Genomic DNA, 17,922 nt, shown 5'->3' on the forward strand with positions numbered 1-17,922 from the left:
TCATGCACTGACAAATACTGACCAACCCATTAGGCTGCCGGAAATACTTCTGGTCATGGAATATCCGATGCCCTCTGTTTATCGCCTGGCGTTGCCAGCATTGTGCCTATCGCTGATCCTGCCAAGTGCCTTTTCTGTCCAGGCCAGCGAAACGGCCCCCGCCGCCGAGCAACCTGCCGAGGAAAAACCTGTCGAGCGCCAGCCTTTGCTCGAGCGTAGTCAGGAAGAAGCGGCCGCATTGGGGCGAAAACTCCCGCCCCAGGAACAGCAACAGTTGCAGACCGGCAGCGACACTTTCCTGGCACTGTGGAAACCGGCCAATACCAGTGATCCCAGAGGCGCGGTCATTATCATCCCCGGCGCCGGCGAAACCGCTGACTGGCCTCAAGTCGTCGGCCCATTACGCAAAAAGTTGCCCGATGTTGAATGGAGCAGCCTGAGTATCACCCTGCCGGACCTGCAAAGCGATGTCATCGCACCGCGCGTGGTGGAAGCCACGCCCGAGACCAAGCCGGCCGATACGGCTGCCGCGGCACCGGACGCTACCACTTCGGCGCCGATCGAACAGGTCGCCGGCGGCGAGGCCGATGCGGTGGATCCGGTCGTTGCGCAAACCGATGAAGAACATGCCAAGGCCGATGTCGAGCGCATCTTCGCCCGCATCGATGCGGCGCTGGCCTACGCCGAACAGCAAAGCGCACGTCGTATCGTACTGCTGGGCCATGGCACGGGCGCCTATTGGGCCGCGCGTTACTTGAGTGAAAAGCAGCCTTCGCAAGTCGAACGCTTCGTGATGGTGGCTGCGCAGACGCCGGTCACTGCCAAGCCCGGTCTGGCCGAACTGACCCCAACCTTGAAACTGGCGACCGCCGATATTTTCTACGTGGACAAATCACTGGATCGAAACGCGGCACTGGAGCGCTTGCAGGCAAGCAAACGCTTGAAAGGTTCGACCTTCAGCCAAGTCTCCTTAAAGGCCCTGCCGAACCCGTCGGCGGAGCAGGAGCAGCTATTTCGTCGGGTGCGGGGTTGGTTGAATCCGCAAAAGGCGGGGGAGTAAAGGCTGGCTCAACGGTGTGTTTCGGTGCCATTCACTGTGGCGAGTGGCGCTAGCGAAAATCCCGCCGCTCGCGAATCAACCGATAGGCGTTATGCAGCTCTCGGGTTTTGTCGGTGGCTTCACGCACCTGCAAGGGCGTCGCCCCGCTGCCGGCAATCTTGTCCGGGTGATGACGGCTGAGCAGTCGCCGGTAAGCACGCTTGATCTGCGACGGCTCGCTGGTGGCCGAAACCCCCAGCAAGCTCAACGCCTCCTGATAGGTCACGCCGGCGTTGGGCCGCGACAGTTTCTGCGGTTCGTAATCAGCCGCCAGCGCCTGGACCTGTTGCGGCGTCCAGCCCAACCAGCGGCCCCATTGGGCCACCAGCTCTCGCTCGCCGACACCGGCACGTCCGTCGGCCCAGACCATCCGCCAACAAGCGCGCAATACCCCTTCAGCCGCATGGGGCTGGACGGCCAGGCGACGCATGTAACCGCGCAACCGATCGTTTCCGGACTTGCCTCGGTTGAACGCCGCGATCGCCCGGCGCTGCGCCGATTCACTCAAGTCCAACGCCCGCATCTCCTGGCGAGCTTGCTGGATGTGGCCGTCGACCACGCGCCCATCGCATTTGGCCAGACGCCCGAGCAATACAAACAACAACTCATCGTTGCGCAACGCCGGGCGGCCGCCCAGCCGTTCGCGTATTTGCGCCCAGCCCTGCAAGTTCAGGCGCCGGTCCAGCGCCTGCCCCAACAACGCGCCAAGCATGGCCCCCGGAATGCTGGCGATGGCAAAGCCCGCCCCGGCTCCAATGAGAGTCCCTGGCCACCACATATCAACCGCTCGCTTCTATCAAGGTTTCGACCTGCGCCAAACGCTCATGGGTGCCGACATCGACCCAATGCCCTTTCAGGTGCTCGCCACTGACGCTCCCCTCGGCCATGGCCGTGCGCAACAGCGGTGCGAGCTTGAAGGCACCGCCTGTGCAACCGTCGAACAACCGTGGGTGCAGGACGGCGATGCCGCTATAGGTCAGGTTGTCGGCAGGCGTTCGCCCATCGTGAACTTTTCCGTCGGCCAGGATGAAATCACCGTTCGGGTGATGCTCGGGATTATCGACAAGCACCAGGTGCGCCAGCCCTTTGAGCGGCCTGCGCAACAGGCTGAAATCGTAGTCGGTCCAGATATCGCCATTGACCACCACAAACGCGTCATCGCCCAGCAACGGCAAGGCCCGGAAAATCCCTCCCCCGGTCTCAAGCGGCTCGCCTTCGGGTGAAAACCGAATGCTCACGCCAAAACCCGAACCGTCCCCCAAGTGATCTTCGATCTGCTGACCGAGCCAGGCGTGATTGATCACGATCTCGCTGAACCCGGCCTTGGCGAGCGCCCGCAAGTGGTATTCGATCAAGGGAACGCCACCCACGCGAATCAATGGCTTTGGCGTGGTGAGGGTCAAGGGGCGCATGCGCTCGCCCTTGCCCGCTGCCAGGATCATCGCCTTCATGCCGTTGCTCCGGTCGACTGTCGCAGGCTGCCAAGCAGCTCATCGAGCGGTGCCAGTTCCGGGCGCCGGGCGATGACCGCTTCTATATAAGCAAAGAAACGCGGCACATCACCGAGGTAACGTGGTTTGCCATCACGGTGGCAGATGCGCGCAAAGATCCCGATGACCTTGAGGTGACGCTGCACGCCCATCAAGTCGCTGGCCCGCAGGAAATCCTCGAGATCCGGCTGAACGGGAATGCCAAGGGCGCCAGCCTGCTGCCAGTAACGCTCCAGCCAACCGCGCACACGCGCCTCGGGCCAACTGAGGAAGGCATCCTTGAACAGGCAGGTCACGTCATAGGTCACCGGACCATAGACCGCATCCTGGAAGTCCAGCACACCGGGGTTCGGTACGCTGAGCATCAGATTGCGCGGCATGTAGTCGCGGTGCACCAGCACTTTGGGCTGGGCCAGGGCGCTGTCGATCAACAGCTCGCTGGCCTGTTGCCAGAGTTGCTGCTGGGCCGGATCGAATTCGATACCCAGCTCGCGCTTGACGTACCACTCGGGAAACAATTCCAGCTCCCGACGCAGCAACGCGACATCGTAGCTCGGCAACGGCGCGACCATCGGCAATTGCTGGAAAGCCAACAAGGCTTGCAAGGCATCGCCGAATAAATCGTCGGCATTTTCGCCGTCGATCACGTCCAGGTAGGTCTGATTGCCCAAGTCATTGAGCAAAAGAAAGCCGCGCTCGAGGTCTTCGGCATAAATTTTCGGCACGTTGATGCCGGATTTCGCCAGTAAAAAAGCAATATCCACGAAGGGTTTGCAGTTTTCCTGGGGCGGTGGCGCATCCATCACGATCAAACTGCGGCCCTCGCCCTCCCAGCGGAAATACCGCCGGAAACTCGCGTCACTGCTGGCGGCGGTCAACGTGGCCGGGGGTACGGTGCCCCAGCCCTGTTGAGTGAAAAGGATCGGCAGTTGTTCATCGAGCCAAAGTTTCAGGTGTTGCAAGCGTACATCTTGGTCGGGCATTGCAAGGGTCTCCGACGGCGCTAGCCGTCAAGCGGGTCATGCTTTATTATCCAGCATCTTTTTCAGACCATCGAGAGGCGTGCGGCCCACACCGCGGGCAGATGGCACGCAGGAAGCCCGGACTAATAAGATGGCATTGAAATCCCCCGCGTTTCGTAAAAAATTTCCGTTGCTGGTCACCGGCAGTCTGCTGGCCCTGCAACCCCTGGCCTCTTCATTCGTCGTCGCGGCGCAGCAGTATGACTGCTCCGTCTCCGCTTCGGGTGCCTGGGACTGTGCGCCCAAGACACCGGCCGCCGCGTTGCCGCCGCGTCCCGTGCACGACGGCAGTGCGGTTTCCGACAGCGGCGCGGCGCCAGCCGACAGCAGCTCGGGCGAGGAAGCAGGCGAAAAGCCGATGCTCGTTACCGAAGCCAAGGGCCGCGGCCTGAAGTCGCGCAGTGCAGACTACAGCCACCTGGATTGGGTTCCACGAGAGAACCTCACCCCGGCGCAACTGGCTGAGACCGGTCCTTACTGCGCGGGCGCCTATATCGAGCCCTCTCGTCCCGGCATGAACGACAAGACGGCCAAGAGCGATGCCCCGACTTTCCTCGGCGCCAAGGCTTCCCGCTATGAGCAGGAACAGCAAGTGGCGACCCTGGCCGGCGATGTGGTCATGCGCCAGGGCAGCATGCAGGTCGAGGCCGACGAGGCCAGCCTGTACCAGGCCGAGAACCGTGGCGAGCTGAGCGGCAACGTGCGGGTTCGCGACAACGGTGCGCTGATCGTCGGCGACCACGCCGATGTACAGCTGGACACCGGCGAAGCCAAGGTCGACAACGCCGAATACGTGATGCACAAGTCGCGCATCCGCGGTAACGCGCTGTACGCCAAGCGTGCCGAGAACGCGATCATCCGCCTCAAGGACGGTACGTACACCACATGCGAGCCGGGCAGCAACGCCTGGACGCTCAAGGGCAACAACATCACCCTGAACCCGGCCACCGGCTTCGGCACCGCGACCAACGTGACGCTGCGGGTCAAGGATTTCCCAGTCCTGTACACGCCGTACATCTACTTCCCGATCGACGATCGTCGCCAGTCCGGCTTCCTGCCGCCGACCATCGGCAGCAGCAGCGACACCGGCTTCCTGCTGGTCACCCCGTACTACTTCAACCTGGCGCCGAACTACGACGCCACGCTGTACCCACGCTACATGGCCAAGCGTGGCTTGTTGATGGAAGGTGAATTCCGCTACCTGACCAAGTCCAGCGAAGGTCAGTTCGGTGCCGCATACCTCAACGACGAAGACGATGAGCGCAGCGGGCAGAGCGACTACGACAAGACCCGCTACATGTACAACTGGCAGCACAAGGGCGGCCTCGATTCGCGCGTGCTGACGGAAGTCGACTACACCAAGATCAGCGATCCGTACTATTTCCAGGATCTTGAAAGCGACCAGATTGGTATCGAGTCCAATGATTACGTCAATCAGCAAGGCGCAGTCAGCTATCGCGGCGACAGCTACACGGCGCGGGTGAATGCCCAGGCCTACCAGATGGCAACGATTTCGAAGATCACCCCTTACAACCGCTTGCCTCAGATCACCTTCATCGGTGAGCTGCCGCAACACCCGTATGGACTGGATCTCGCCTACAAGACAGAGCTGGTGCGGTTTGATCGTGATCTGCGAACCGGCGCCTACACCGACGAAGACGGTAACTCCGAGCCGAGGCTGGACTCCAACGTTCGCGGACTGGCACGGGCTAACGGTACTCGCCTGAATCTGGCGCCGGTGATGAGCCTGCCGATGGAAGCCACCTACGGTTTCATCACGCCGTCGCTCAAATACCAATACACCCAATACGACCTGGACCTGGACGGCATTGGCAAATCCCAGATCGCCGCGCAGTCCGCCGAGACGGATCGTCTGCGCGGCACGTACAGCGGCAGCCAGAGCCGCGGCGTCCCAATCGCCAGCATCGATAGCGGCCTGTATTTCGACCGTGATACCCAGTGGTTTGGCACCAACTATCGCCAGACTCTGGAACCACGCCTGTTCTATCTCTACGTACCTGAGAAAGACCAGAGCGATATCCCCGTGTTCGACACCGGTGAATACACCTTCAGCTACTCCTCGTTGTTCCGTGACAATCGTTTCTCGGGCTCCGACCGTGTCGGCGACGAGAACAAACTGTCGCTGGGCATAACCAGCCGCTGGATCGAAGAAAATGGTTTCGAACGCCAGCGCATCAGCGTCGGCCAGGCCTTGTACTTCAAGGATCGCGAAGTCCAGTTGCCGGGCATCGACTTCAAAACGCGCGAAGACGCCAAATCGGATGTATCGCCTTACGCCCTGGAGTATGAGTTCCGCTGGAACCGCGATTGGCGCACCACTGCTACCTATAACTGGGACCCGGATACTCGTAGCCCTCGTTCGGGCAGCGCGATGTTCCACTACCAGCCTGAAGACAACCCGAACAAGGTCATCAACGCCGGTTATCGCTATCGCAACGACCAGGTCCGTTACGACCAGACTACGGGTCAATGGTCCGTGGGCGGTGGCGACTACGGCACGCCTGGCCAGCCTGGCTACGTGAAGGACTACTACAAGATCCAGCAGCACGACTTCTCGGTCATCTGGCCGATCGTGCCGCAGTGGAACGCCATCAGCCGCTGGCAGTATGACTACAACCGCAACCGTACCCTGGAAGCCTTCGGTGGTTTCGAATACGACAATTGCTGCTGGAAACTGCGCCTGATCAACCGTTACTGGGTCGACTACGAAGAGTTCAGTCAAGCCGCCCCGGAAAACGAAAAAGGCGACCACGGCATCTTCCTCCAAATTGTTCTGAAGGGACTCGGCGGCCTGACCGGCGCCAAGGTAGAGAGCTTCCTCGACAAAGGCATCCAAGGTTATCGTGAACGTGAAGACCAAGCTTTCTGATTGTCTGCGCCCGCTGATGCTGGGCGCGCTGTTCCTGGGTACCGCGGCCAACGCCGCGGTACAGTCCATCGATAAAGTGGTGGCCATCGTTGACAACGACGTGGTCATGCAGAGCCAGTTGGACCAACGTGTCCATGAAGTGCAGCAAACCATCGCCAAGCGCGGCGGTGGCCTGCCGCCTCCGGGTGTGTTGGACCAGCAAGTGCTCGAACGCCTGATCGTCGAAAACCTGCAACTGCAGATCGGCGAACGCTCCGGCATCCGCATTACCGATGAAGAGCTGAACCAGGCCGTTGGCACCATTGCCCAGCGCAATAACATGAGCATCGAGCAGTTCCGCGCCGCCCTGGCTCGCGACGGCCTCTCCTACGAGGACGCCCGCGATCAGATCCGTCGCGAAATGATCATCAGCCGTGTGCGCCAGCGCCGTGTCGCCGAACGCATCCAGGTGTCGGAGCAGGAAGTGAAGAATTTCCTCGCCTCCGACCTGGGCAAGATGCAGCTTTCCGAAGAGCTGCACCTGGCGAACATCCTGATTCCTACCCCGGAAAGCGCCAACTCCGAAGCCATCCAGAGCGCTTATCGCCAGGCAATGGATGTCTACCAGCAGCTCAAGCAAGGCGCTGATTTCGGCCAAATGGCCATTGCCAAGTCGGGCAGCGACAACGCCCTGGAAGGCGGCGACATGGGCTGGCGCAAGCCCGCTCAACTGCCACCTCCGTTCGACCGCGAACTGAGCGCCATGGCCGTGGGCGACATCACCCAGCCAGCTCGCACGCCAGGTGGCTTCATCATCCTGAAAGTGCTGGAAAAACGCGGCGGCGGAACCCAGGTTCGTGACGAAGTGCATGTCCGCCACATCCTGATCAAGCCAAGCGAGATTCGCAGCGAAGCCGAGACCAAGCGCCTGGCGGAAAAACTCTACGACCGCATCGAAGCGGGCGAGGACTTCGCCGAACTGGCGAAGAGTTTCTCCGAAGACCCGGGGTCGGCCCTCAACGGCGGCGATCTGAACTGGGTTGACCCGAATGCACTGGTTCCCGAGTTCCGCCAGGTCATGGCCGATACGCCGCAAGGCCAACTGTCCAAGCCGTTCAAGAGCCCGTATGGCTGGCACGTACTGGAAGTCCTTGGCCGTCGCGCCACCGACAGCACCACCCAAGCGCGCGAACAGCAGGCGATGACCGTATTGCGTAACCGCAAATATGACGAAGAGCTGCAAACCTGGCTGCGTCAGATTCGCGACGAAGCCTATGTTGAAATCAAACTTCCTGGTGCAGACCAGGCAGCGCAGTGAAACCCAAGCGTTTCGCGCTGACACCCGGCGAACCAGCCGGCATCGGTCCCGACTTGTGCCTGCTGCTCGCCTCGCACCTCCAGCCGCATCCTCTGATTGCCGTCACCAGTCGCGACCTGCTCCTTGAGCGGGCCGCGCAACTGGGGGTGGTTGTCGACTTGCTGCCGGTATCGCCAGGCGCTTGGCCGGACGTCCCGGCACCCGCCAACAGCTTGTATGTCTGGGATACGCCTTTGGGCGCGCCAGTCGTCACTGGGCAACTGGACAAGGCCAACGCGGCGTTCGTCCTCGATACCCTGACCCGTGCCGGCCAAGGCTGCCTGGACGGGACGTTCGCCGGCATGATCACCGCTCCGGTGCACAAGGGCGTGATCAACGAATCCGGGATTGCCTTTTCCGGACATACCGAATTCCTGGCGGACCTGACCCATACGGCGCAAGTGGTGATGATGCTCGCCACCCGCGGCCTGCGCGTGGCTTTGGTGACCACTCACCTGCCCTTGCGGGACATCGCCGACGCCATCACCTCGGAACGCCTGGAGCGGGTTACCCGCATCCTGCACGCCGACCTTCAGGAAAAATTCGGCATCGCCCGGCCACGCATCCTGGTCTGTGGGCTCAATCCCCATGCCGGCGAAGGCGGGCACCTGGGCCGTGAAGAAATCGACATCATCGAACCCACTTTGGAGCGCTTGCGCAGGGAGGGCATGGACCTGCGTGGCCCGCTGCCTGCCGACACTCTGTTTACCCCCAAATATCTGGAGCACTGCGATGCGGTGCTGGCGATGTACCACGACCAGGGCCTGCCCGTGCTGAAGTACAAAGGCTTCGGCGCAGCAGTCAACGTGACGCTGGGCCTGCCGATCATCCGTACCTCCGTGGACCATGGCACCGCCCTGGACCTGGCCGGCAGCGGCAAGATCGATACCGGCAGCCTGCAAGTCGCCCTGGAAACCGCCTACCAGATGGCCGAGACCCATTTATGACCGAGCAATACCAACACCGCGCGCGCAAACGCTTCGGCCAGAACTTCCTGCATGACGCCGGCGTGATCGATCGCATCCTGCGCTCCATCCGGGCCAAGCCCGACGACCGTCTGCTGGAAATCGGGCCGGGCCAGGGCGCCCTGACCGAGGGCCTGCTCGACAGCGGCGCGCAACTGGACGTGGTGGAACTGGACAAGGACCTGGTCCCGATCCTTAACCAGCAGTTCGCCGGCAAGAGCAATTTCAACCTGCACCAAGGCGACGCACTGAAATTCGACTTCAATAGCCTGAATGCCGCGCCTAACAGCCTGCGGGTGGTAGGAAACCTGCCGTACAACATCTCCACACCGCTGATCTTCCATCTGCTGAGCAATGCCAGCCTGATCCGTGACATGCACTTCATGCTGCAGAAAGAAGTGGTCGAGCGCCTCGCCGCCGGCCCTGGCGGTGGCGATTGGGGCCGCCTGTCGATCATGGTCCAGTACCATTGCCGGGTCGAGCACCTGTTCAACGTTGGTCCGGGTGCATTCAACCCGCCGCCGAAAGTCGATTCGGCCATCGTCCGCCTGGTACCTCATGCCGTCCTGCCGCACCCGGCCAAGGATCATCGCCTGCTGGAGCGGGTGGTGCGCGAAGCGTTCAACCAACGCCGCAAAACCTTGCGCAACACCTTGAAACTGTTGCTCAGCAGCGCCGAAATCGAAGCCGCCGGCGTCGACGGCAGCCTGCGCCCCGAGCAGCTGGACCTGGCGGCTTTCGTACGCCTGGCCGACAAGCTCAGCGAACAGGCCGCGCCGCAAGCCGACGCCAGCTGAACGGGTGATAAGCGCTATCGGGCAGTACGCCAGTCTGGTCTACTACCCGATACTTGGCCTAGACTGATCTCCTGAGTCGCGCCCGCGTCCCGCTTCGTTTTTAAGGCCTTATTTGCATGTCTGATCCTCGTTACCAGGTCGACGTCAGCGTCACCACCCGTTTTCTGGCAGAACAGTCGCAACCCGAGCATGACCGCTTCGCCTTCGCCTACAGCATTACCGTGCGCAACAACGGCTCCCTGCCCGCCAGGCTGCTGTCGCGGCACTGGGTGATCACCGACGGCGACGGCCATGTCGAAGAAGTGCGAGGTGAAGGCGTGGTCGGCCAGCAGCCGCTGATCGACGCCGGTAAAAGCCACAGCTACAGCAGCGGGACCGTGATGACCACCAAGGTCGGCACCATGCAGGGTACCTACCAGATGCTGGCCGAGGACGGCACACGCTTCGACGCTGTCATCAAGCCCTTTCGCCTGGCCGTACCCGGAGCGCTGCACTAATGGCCACGTATGCGGTCGGCGACCTGCAAGGCTGCCTCGATCCGCTCAAGTGCCTGTTGGAACGGGTCGCCTTCGATCCCCAGAAAGACACGCTGTGGCTGGTGGGTGACCTGGTCAACCGTGGCCCGCAATCCCTTGAAACGTTGCGTTTTCTCTACAGCATCCGCCAGTCGCTGGTGTGCGTGCTCGGCAACCACGACCTGCACCTGTTGGCCGCCTGGCAGAACATCGAACGCCTGAAAAAATCCGACACCTTGACGGAAATCCTCGACGCCCCCGATTGCGTTGAACTGCTGGAATGGCTGCGCCAGCAAAAGCTCATGCACTACGATGAGCCACGCAACCTGGCGCTGGTCCATGCCGGCATCCCGCCTCAGTGGTCCCTGCGCAAGGCGCTCAAGTGCGCCGGCGAGGTGGAACAGGCACTGCGCGACGACAATCTGTTCGCGCCCTACCTGGACGGCATGTATGGCAACGAGCCGGTCAAGTGGGACAATGACCTCACCGGCAGCGCCCGCCTTCGCGTCATCACCAACTATTTCACGCGCATGCGCTTCTGCACCCGCGACGGCAAGCTCGATCTCAAGGGCAAGGAAGGCATCGAGACCGCCCCCCCCGGCTACGCCCCCTGGTTCAAGCACAGCGAGCGCAAGACCCGTCACCTGAAAATCATTTTCGGGCACTGGGCGGCACTGGGAGGTCAATGCGACGAACCCGGCGTTTTCGCCCTCGATACCGGCTGTGTGTGGGGCAGCGCCATGACACTGATGAACGTCGACACGGGCGAGCAACTGCGTTGCGATTGCGATGAACAGGGCCACGCCAGAATCCATCACCCGACCACTGCACCATTGCCAGCCGGCACCGCCGTTTGACCGGCGTTGCGCTCAAGCTACAGGAGTCCCTCATGACCGAATTCAAACGCATCCCCCCGGAACAGGCCCAGGCCCTGCGCGAGCAAGGCGCGGTCGTCGTCGACGTTCGCGACCCAGCCACGTTTGCGGCCCTGCATATCAGTGGCGCCAAGCATCTGGATAACCATTCCATCGCCGACTTCATCCGCGCCGCCGACCTCGATGCACCGACCGTCGTGGTCTGCTATCACGGCAACTCCAGCCAGAGCGCAGCTGCCTATCTGATCAGCCAGGGCTTCACCGACGTCTACAGCCTGGACGGTGGTTTTGAGTTATGGCGCACGACCTATCCCGCAGAAACAGCGCAAGGCGCCGCCGAATAATTTTTTATGCCGGCCAAGCCCGCGTGAACCGTGGGCTTGAGCGATGGCGGACGAACGGTCTGCCACAACTAATTACGTATTCCACCTTTACCTCCGTGATTCCGAACTATCCTTAGCCTCAGGCCATCCAAAACAGGGGAGAGCCGGTACACCGGCGCGCGGGTCATCGGGAGTCAGCTTTCAGGAGCCTGCATTCTTGAAAGCATTCTGGGGGGTAAACGGCAACTGGGTTCCCAGCGGCTGTCCAGCATCGACTGATTGATCCGACACCGGCTCCACGTATCGAGCGAGGTGACGTCATGAGCATTTTTAGCCACTTCCAGCAACGTTTCGAGTCCACGCGGCAAGAGGAATACTCGCTGCAGGAGTACCTCGAACTCTGCAAGCAGGACCGCAGTGCCTATGTGTCGGCTGCGGAGCGTCTGTTGCTGGCCATCGGAGAACCGGAGCTGCTGGATACCTCGACCAACTCGAGGCTTTCGCGCATCTTCTCCAACAAGGTGATTCGCCGCTATCCGGCCTTTGCGGACTTCCACGGGATGGAAGAATGCATCGAACAGATCGTGTCCTATTTCCGCCATGCCGCCCAAGGCCTGGAAGAGAAGAAACAAATCCTTTATCTGCTCGGCCCCGTGGGTGGCGGTAAATCGTCCCTGGCCGAAAAACTCAAGCAGCTGATTGAAAAAGTGCCCTTCTATGCCATCAAGGGCTCGCCGGTGTTCGAATCGCCCTTGGGGCTGTTCAATGCAACAGAGGACGGCGCAATCCTCGAGGAAGACTTCGGCATTCCACGCCGCTACCTCAATACCATCATGTCGCCATGGGCGACCAAGCGCCTGGCCGAATTCGGCGGTGATATCAGCCAGTTCCGGGTGGTCAAGCTCTACCCTTCGATCCTCAACCAGATCGCGGTAGCCAAGACCGAGCCTGGGGACGAGAACAACCAGGACATCTCGGCACTGGTGGGCAAGGTCGATATCCGCAAACTGGAAGAATTCCCACAGAACGACGCCGACGCCTACAGCTATTCGGGTGCGCTGTGCCGGGCCAACCAGGGCCTCATGGAATTCGTCGAAATGTTCAAGGCACCTATCAAGGTGCTGCACCCGCTGCTGACCGCCACCCAGGAAGGCAACTACAACAGCACCGAGGGCCTGGGGGCCATTCCGTTCACCGGCATCCTGCTGGCGCACTCCAACGAGTCGGAATGGCATACTTTCCGCAACAACAAGAACAACGAAGCCTTCATCGACCGGATCTATATCGTCAAGGTGCCGTACTGCCTGCGAGTGACCGACGAGGTGAAGATCTACGACAAGCTGCTGTTCAACAGCTCGCTGTCCAAGGCTCATTGCGCCCCCGACACCCTGAAGATGCTGGCCCAGTTCACGGTGCTGTCGCGTCTCAAGGAGCCGGAAAACTCCAACATCTATTCGAAGATGCGTGTGTACGACGGTGAAAACCTCAAGGACACCGATCCAAAGGCCAAGTCGATCCAGGAATATCGCGACAACGCCGGCGTCGACGAAGGGATGAACGGGCTGTCCACACGCTTCGCGTTCAAGATCCTGTCCAAGGTCTTCAACTTCGACCCCCACGAAATTGCCGCCAACCCGGTTCACCTGCTGTACGTGCTGGAACAGCAGATTGAACAGGAACAATTCCAGGCCGAAACCCGCGAGCGTTACCTGCGCTTCCTCAAGGAATACCTGGCCCCACGCTACATCGAGTTCATCGGCAAGGAAATCCAGACGGCGTACCTGGAGTCCTACAGCGAATACGGCCAGAACATCTTCGATCGCTACGTGCTGTACGCAGACTTCTGGATCCAGGACCAGGAATATCGCGACCCGGAAACCGGCGAAATACTCAATCGCGTGGCACTCAACGAGGAACTGGAAAAAATCGAGAAACCGGCGGGCATCAGCAATCCAAAGGATTTCCGCAACGAAATCGTCAACTTCGTGCTGCGCGCCCGTGCCAACAACAACGGCAAGAACCCAACCTGGCTCAGCTATGAAAAGCTGCGGGTGGTCATCGAGAAGAAGATGTTCTCCAACACCGAAGACCTGCTGCCCGTCATCAGCTTCAACGCCAAGGCCAGCAAGGAGGACCAGCAAAAACACAACGACTTCGTCACACGCATGGTCGAACGTGGCTACACCGACAAACAGGTACGACTGCTTTCCGAATGGTACCTGCGGGTACGGAAATCGCAGTAAGCAGCGGCAAGCTTCTAGCTACAAACTGCAAGGGCGTGGCGTCGAGCCCAAGGCTCGACGCCACGTCCCTTACGGCTTGAGGCTTACGACTTGAAGCTCCCCTGGAGGGGCCTATGAGCTATGTGATCGACCGACGCCTTAATGGCAAGAACAAGAGCACGGTGAACCGCCAGCGGTTTCTGCGGCGTTACCGTGACCACATCAAGAAGGCCGTCGAAGAGGCGGTCAGCCGGCGTTCCATTACCGATATGGAACACGGCGAACAGATCAGCATCCCTGGCCGCGACATCGACGAGCCGGTACTTCACCATGGTCGCGGCGGCAAACAGACCGTCGTGCACCCCGGCAACAAGGAATTCACCAGTGGCGAGCACATCCCCCGCCCCCAGGGCGGCGGTGGCGGCAAGGGCCCTGGCAAGGCCGGCAATTCCGGCGAAGGCATGGATGAGTTTGTCTTCCAGATCACCCAGGAGGAATTCCTGGAGTTCATGTTCGAGGACCTGGAGCTGCCGAACCTGGTCAAGCGCAACCTGACCGGTACCGACACCTTCAAGACGGTGCGTGCCGGTATCAGCAATGAAGGCAACCCATCACGCATCAACATCATCCGCACCCTTCGTTCAGCCCATGCCCGGCGCATCGCGCTGTCGGGTAGCAGCCGGGCCAAACTGCGCGAAGCCAAGGAAGAACTGGCTCGCCTGAAACGCGAAGAACCCGACAATTTCGGCGATATTCAGGACCTGGAAGCGGAAATCGAAAAACTCAGCGCACGCATCCACCGCGTCCCTTTCCTCGATACGTTCGATCTCAAATACAACCTGCTGGTGAAACAGCCAAATCCCAGCTCCAAGGCGGTGATGTTTTGCCTGATGGACGTTTCCGGCTCCATGACCCAGGCCACCAAGGACATCGCCAAGCGCTTCTTCATCCTGTTGTACCTGTTCCTGAAGCGGAACTACGACAAGATCGATGTGGTGTTCATCCGCCACCACACCAGCGCCCGGGAAGTGGACGAAGAGGAGTTCTTCTACTCCAGGGAAACCGGGGGCACCATTGTCTCCAGCGCCCTGAAGCTGATGCAGGAAATCATGGCCGAACGCTACCCCGCCAACGAATGGAATATCTATGCGGCCCAGGCGTCGGACGGTGACAACTGGAACGACGATTCACCGATCTGCCGTGACATCCTGATCAACCAGATCATGCCGTTCGTCCAGTACTACACCTATGTGGAAATTACTCCACGAGAACACCAGGCCTTGTGGTACGAATATGAACGGATTGCCGAAGCATTTTCCGACACATTTGCCCAACAGCAACTGGTCTCGGCCGGGGATATCTACCCGGTCTTCCGTGAACTCTTCCAGCGCAGGTTAGTGACATGACCGCCAAAAAAGAGCAGAAACGCCAGCCCATCTCCACCGGCTCCGAATGGACGTTCGAGCTGATCAAGGCCTACGACCGCGAAATCAGCCGTATCGCGGACCGTTATGCCCTCGACACCTACCCGAACCAGATCGAGGTGATCACCGCCGAGCAAATGATGGACGCCTACGCGTCGGTCGGGATGCCGCTGGGCTATCACCACTGGTCCTACGGCAAGCACTTCCTCAGCACCGAGAAATCCTACAGCCGCGGTCAGATGGGGCTGGCCTATGAGATCGTGATCAATTCCGACCCTTGCATCGCCTACCTGATGGAAGAGAACACCATCTGCATGCAGGCCTTGGTGGTGGCGCATGCCTGCTACGGGCACAACAGCTTCTTCAAGGGCAACTACCTGTTCCGTACGTGGACCGATGCCAGTTCGATCATCGATTACCTGGTGTTCGCCAAGCAGTACATCATGCAATGCGAGGAGCGTCACGGAATCGACGCCGTGGAGGACTTGCTGGATTCCTGCCATGCCCTGATGAACTACGGCGTGGACCGCTACAAACGACCGTATCCGATTTCCGCCGAAGAAGAACGCCGGCGCCAGAAGGACCGCGAAGAACATCTGCAAAAACAGATCAACGATCTTTGGCGCACCATTCCCAAGGGTGCTGACAAGTACAGCGAAAAAGACAATGCCCGCTTCCCTGCCGAGCCCCAGGAGAACATTCTCTATTTCATTGAAAAACATGCGCCGCTGCTGGAGCCGTGGCAACGGGAAATCGTGCGTATCGTGCGCAAGATCGCCCAGTATTTCTATCCACAGCGCCAAACCCAGGTAATGAACGAAGGCTGGGCCACGTTCTGGCACTACACGCTGATGAACGACCTGTACGACGAAGGCCTGGTCACCGACGGTTTCATGATGGAGTTCCTGACGTCACACACCAGCGTGGTGTTCCAACCTGGCTTCGACAGCCCGTACTACAGCGGCATCAACCCTTACGCACTGGGTTTCGCCATGTACCGCGACATCCGGCGCATGTGCGAAAACCCTACCGAGGAAGATCGTCGCTGGTTTCCAGAAATCGCCGGTTCGGACTGGTTGTCCGCCATTAAATTCGCCATGAGCAGCTTCAAGGACGAAAGCTTCATCCTGCAGTACCTTTCGCCCAAGGTGATCCGCGACCTGAAACTGTTCAGCATCCTGGATGACGACCAGAAAGATGACTTGGTGGTACCTGCCATTCACGATGAGAGCGGCTATCGCATCATCCGCGAAACCCTGGCAGCACAATACAACCTGGGTAATCGCGAGCCCAACGTGCAGATCTACAGCATCGACCGCCGCGGAGATCGCTCACTGACCCTGCGCCATCAGGCGCACGACCGCAAACCGCTGGGCGACTCCACCGATGAAGTGCTCAAGCACCTGCATCGCCTCTGGGGCTTCGACATCCACCTGGAAACCCTGCAAGGCGACCAAGTGATGAAAACCCATCATGTACCTCCCAGAGGCGAACAAGCCGAAGGCGATTATGGACGCCTGGACTTGGCCGTCATTCATCTTTGATCCCGTTTTCGCCTCCGGACGTCTGACGCAAAGGTTATCCTGTCGGACCAACGGAGGTTTTTTATGCAGATCTATAAAGTTGGCGGCGCCGTACGCGATCGCCTGCTGGGCATTCCCATCACCGACATCGATCGGGTCGTCGTGGGAGCCACCGCCGAGGAAATGCTCGCCAAGGGTTTTCGCCCTGTGGGGGCCGACTTTCCGGTATTTCTAGACCCGAAGACCGGCGAGGAATACGCCCTCGCCCGCACCGAGCGCAAGAACGGCCGCGGCTATGGCGGCTTCGTGTTCCATGCCAGCCCTGAAGTCACCCTGGAGGAAGACCTGGTCCGCCGGGACTTGACCATCAACGCCATGGCTGAAGATGACCATGGCAACCTGACCGATCCGTACCACGGCCGGCGCGATCTCGAAGCCCGGGTGCTGCGTCACGTTTCCCCCGCTTTCGCCGAAGATCCGCTCCGAGTTCTGAGGGTTGCCCGCTTTGCCGCGCGTTATGCGCCGCTGGGCTTCAAGGTGGCGGACGAAACCCTTGAGCTGATGCGCCAGCTCAGCGAGTCCGGTGAATTGGAGGCGTTGACGGCCGAGCGCAGTTGGAAAGAGATTTCCCGCGCCCTCATGGAGAAGCAACCACAAGTATTCATTCAGGTCTTGCGCGACTGCACGGCCCTCAAGGTCTTGATGCCCGAAGTCGACGCACTGTTCGGCGTGCCACAACCTGAAGCCCATCACCCGGAAATCGATACCGGTATCCATACCCTGAGCGTGTTGGAGCAGGCGGCACTGCATCAACAGCCGCTAACGGTCCGCTGGGCCTGCCTGCTCCATGATTTGGGCAAAGGCCTGACGCCCCAGCACGAATGGCCGCGACACATCGCCCATGAGCACACGGGCTTGAAGCTGATCAAAGCCGTCAACGAGCGCTTCAAGGTGCCACGCGACTGTCAGGAACTGGCGTTATTAGTGGGCCAATACCATACCCATGGTCATCGCGCGCTTGAACTGAAGGCATCTACTCTGCTTGAGCTGCTACAAAGTTTTGATGTGTACCGCCGGCCCCAGCGCTTCGAAGAATTCATCGCGGCCTGCGAGATGGATGCGCGGGGACGCAAGGGGCTTGAGCAGCGAAGTTATCCACAGGCTGATTATCTGCGGGGCGCCGCAGCCGCGGCCCGCGCAGTGGCGGTGCAGCCTTTGCTGGAGAAAGGCTTCAAGGGGCCGGAACTGGGTGAGGCGATCAAGCGCGAGCGACTCAAGGCATTGAAAGCCTACAAGGAAGCGGCGAACTGAGTCAGTTTACATTTGCGATGGAGTGCCCACTGTCATCGCGAGCAAGCCCGCTCTCACAGCGACTCTCAGTGGACACTTGTGTTCGACTGAAATCCACTGTGGGAGCGAGCTTGCTCGCGATGGCGGCAGG

15 protein-coding genes are annotated in these 17,922 nt (G+C 60.2%); 12 read left to right on the top strand and 3 right to left on the bottom strand.

Going from position 1 to position 17,922, the window contains the following annotated elements; genetic code table 11:
- Positions 1-67 precede the first annotated feature (67 nt).
- On the top strand, positions 68-1,060 hold the full coding sequence (locus AB7M32_RS01815) for an alpha/beta hydrolase family protein (protein ID WP_454248914.1): 993 nt from the start codon (positions 68-70) through the stop codon (positions 1,058-1,060).
- A gap of 49 nt (positions 1,061-1,109) precedes the next feature.
- Here the strand turns inward: AB7M32_RS01815 and AB7M32_RS01820 are convergent, their stop codons facing one another.
- From AB7M32_RS01820 to AB7M32_RS01830, 3 genes are read right to left on the bottom strand one after another with little or no spacing between them, the layout of a single operon-like run.
- Positions 1,110-1,877 (bottom strand): TerB family tellurite resistance protein, encoded by a 768-nt coding sequence (locus tag AB7M32_RS01820; protein WP_454248915.1) that lies wholly within the window; start codon positions 1,875-1,877, stop codon positions 1,110-1,112.
- Between the two features lies 1 nt (position 1,878).
- Positions 1,879-2,550 (bottom strand): N-acetylmuramate alpha-1-phosphate uridylyltransferase MurU, encoded by a 672-nt coding sequence (gene murU / locus AB7M32_RS01825; RefSeq protein WP_454248916.1) that lies wholly within the window; start codon positions 2,548-2,550, stop codon positions 1,879-1,881.
- Positions 2,547-3,572, bottom strand: coding sequence for an aminoglycoside phosphotransferase family protein (locus tag AB7M32_RS01830; RefSeq protein WP_454248917.1), 1,026 nt, complete (start codon positions 3,570-3,572; stop codon positions 2,547-2,549). The genes murU and AB7M32_RS01830 overlap by 4 nt, the downstream gene beginning before the upstream one ends.
- Before the next feature lie 130 nt (positions 3,573-3,702).
- Here AB7M32_RS01830 and AB7M32_RS01835 point away from each other — a divergent pair, with 130 nt between their 5' ends.
- The 11 genes from AB7M32_RS01835 to AB7M32_RS01885 all read left to right on the top strand — a co-directional run bounded on the left by AB7M32_RS01835 (position 3,703) and on the right by AB7M32_RS01885 (position 17,792).
- A complete protein-coding gene (locus tag AB7M32_RS01835; protein ID WP_454248918.1) occupies positions 3,703-6,501 on the top strand; it encodes an LPS-assembly protein LptD in 2,799 nt (932 codons plus the stop codon).
- Positions 6,482-7,798, top strand: a complete 1,317-nt coding sequence (gene surA / locus AB7M32_RS01840; RefSeq protein WP_139271692.1) for a peptidylprolyl isomerase SurA — start codon at positions 6,482-6,484, stop codon at positions 7,796-7,798. The genes AB7M32_RS01835 and surA overlap by 20 nt, the downstream gene beginning before the upstream one ends.
- On the top strand, positions 7,795-8,784 hold the full coding sequence (pdxA, locus tag AB7M32_RS01845; RefSeq protein ID WP_454248919.1) for a 4-hydroxythreonine-4-phosphate dehydrogenase PdxA: 990 nt from the start codon (positions 7,795-7,797) through the stop codon (positions 8,782-8,784). The genes surA and pdxA overlap by 4 nt, the downstream gene beginning before the upstream one ends.
- A complete protein-coding gene (gene rsmA / locus AB7M32_RS01850) occupies positions 8,781-9,599 on the top strand; it encodes a 16S rRNA (adenine(1518)-N(6)/adenine(1519)-N(6))-dimethyltransferase RsmA (protein ID WP_092331241.1) in 819 nt (272 codons plus the stop codon). The genes pdxA and rsmA overlap by 4 nt, the downstream gene beginning before the upstream one ends.
- A gap of 116 nt (positions 9,600-9,715) precedes the next feature.
- On the top strand, positions 9,716-10,096 hold the full coding sequence (gene apaG, locus AB7M32_RS01855) for a Co2+/Mg2+ efflux protein ApaG (RefSeq protein ID WP_053125932.1): 381 nt from the start codon (positions 9,716-9,718) through the stop codon (positions 10,094-10,096).
- Positions 10,096-10,971 carry a symmetrical bis(5'-nucleosyl)-tetraphosphatase gene (locus AB7M32_RS01860; RefSeq protein WP_072405770.1) on the top strand — a complete coding sequence of 292 codons (876 nt, stop codon included), beginning with the start codon at positions 10,096-10,098 and terminating at the stop codon, positions 10,969-10,971. The genes apaG and AB7M32_RS01860 overlap by 1 nt, the downstream gene beginning before the upstream one ends.
- A gap of 32 nt (positions 10,972-11,003) precedes the next feature.
- Positions 11,004-11,333, top strand: coding sequence for a thiosulfate sulfurtransferase GlpE (glpE, locus tag AB7M32_RS01865; RefSeq protein WP_072405771.1), 330 nt, complete (start codon positions 11,004-11,006; stop codon positions 11,331-11,333).
- 299 nt (positions 11,334-11,632) lie between these two features.
- The gene (locus AB7M32_RS01870; protein ID WP_053125937.1) at positions 11,633-13,555 is read left to right on the top strand and encodes a PrkA family serine protein kinase; all 1,923 of its coding nucleotides are present in this window, start codon (positions 11,633-11,635) and stop codon (positions 13,553-13,555) included.
- 113 nt (positions 13,556-13,668) lie between these two features.
- Positions 13,669-14,940 carry a YeaH/YhbH family protein gene (locus tag AB7M32_RS01875; RefSeq protein ID WP_003206179.1) on the top strand — a complete coding sequence of 424 codons (1,272 nt, stop codon included), beginning with the start codon at positions 13,669-13,671 and terminating at the stop codon, positions 14,938-14,940.
- Positions 14,937-16,502 carry a SpoVR family protein gene (locus AB7M32_RS01880; protein ID WP_072405772.1) on the top strand — a complete coding sequence of 522 codons (1,566 nt, stop codon included), beginning with the start codon at positions 14,937-14,939 and terminating at the stop codon, positions 16,500-16,502. The genes AB7M32_RS01875 and AB7M32_RS01880 overlap by 4 nt, the downstream gene beginning before the upstream one ends.
- A gap of 63 nt (positions 16,503-16,565) precedes the next feature.
- The gene (locus AB7M32_RS01885; RefSeq protein WP_454248920.1) at positions 16,566-17,792 is read left to right on the top strand and encodes a multifunctional CCA addition/repair protein; all 1,227 of its coding nucleotides are present in this window, start codon (positions 16,566-16,568) and stop codon (positions 17,790-17,792) included.
- The last annotated feature ends 130 nt before the right edge of the window (positions 17,793-17,922 follow it).

This window comes from Pseudomonas sp. R151218B TE3479 (assembly GCF_053629195.1).

Bases quoted from the DNA above. Each gene is read 5' to 3' on its own strand.
- AB7M32_RS01880 (WP_072405772.1), top strand. From the start codon at position 14,937: ATGACCGCCAAAAAAGAGCAGAAACGCCAGCCCATCTCCACCGGCTCC.
- apaG (WP_053125932.1), top strand. From the start codon at position 9,716: ATGTCTGATCCTCGTTACCAGGTCGACGTCAGCGTCACCACCCGTTTT.
- AB7M32_RS01815 (WP_454248914.1), top strand. From the start codon at position 68: ATGCCCTCTGTTTATCGCCTGGCGTTGCCAGCATTGTGCCTATCGCTG.
- glpE (WP_072405771.1), top strand. From the start codon at position 11,004: ATGACCGAATTCAAACGCATCCCCCCGGAACAGGCCCAGGCCCTGCGC.
- murU (WP_454248916.1), bottom strand. From the start codon at position 2,550: ATGAAGGCGATGATCCTGGCAGCGGGCAAGGGCGAGCGCATGCGCCCC.
- AB7M32_RS01820 (WP_454248915.1), bottom strand. From the start codon at position 1,877: ATGTGGTGGCCAGGGACTCTCATTGGAGCCGGGGCGGGCTTTGCCATC.
- AB7M32_RS01870 (WP_053125937.1), top strand. From the start codon at position 11,633: ATGAGCATTTTTAGCCACTTCCAGCAACGTTTCGAGTCCACGCGGCAA.
- AB7M32_RS01860 (WP_072405770.1), top strand. From the start codon at position 10,096: ATGGCCACGTATGCGGTCGGCGACCTGCAAGGCTGCCTCGATCCGCTC.
- AB7M32_RS01830 (WP_454248917.1), bottom strand. From the start codon at position 3,572: ATGCCCGACCAAGATGTACGCTTGCAACACCTGAAACTTTGGCTCGAT.
- AB7M32_RS01875 (WP_003206179.1), top strand. From the start codon at position 13,669: ATGAGCTATGTGATCGACCGACGCCTTAATGGCAAGAACAAGAGCACG.
- AB7M32_RS01835 (WP_454248918.1), top strand. From the start codon at position 3,703: ATGGCATTGAAATCCCCCGCGTTTCGTAAAAAATTTCCGTTGCTGGTC.
- AB7M32_RS01885 (WP_454248920.1), top strand. From the start codon at position 16,566: ATGCAGATCTATAAAGTTGGCGGCGCCGTACGCGATCGCCTGCTGGGC.
- rsmA (WP_092331241.1), top strand. From the start codon at position 8,781: ATGACCGAGCAATACCAACACCGCGCGCGCAAACGCTTCGGCCAGAAC.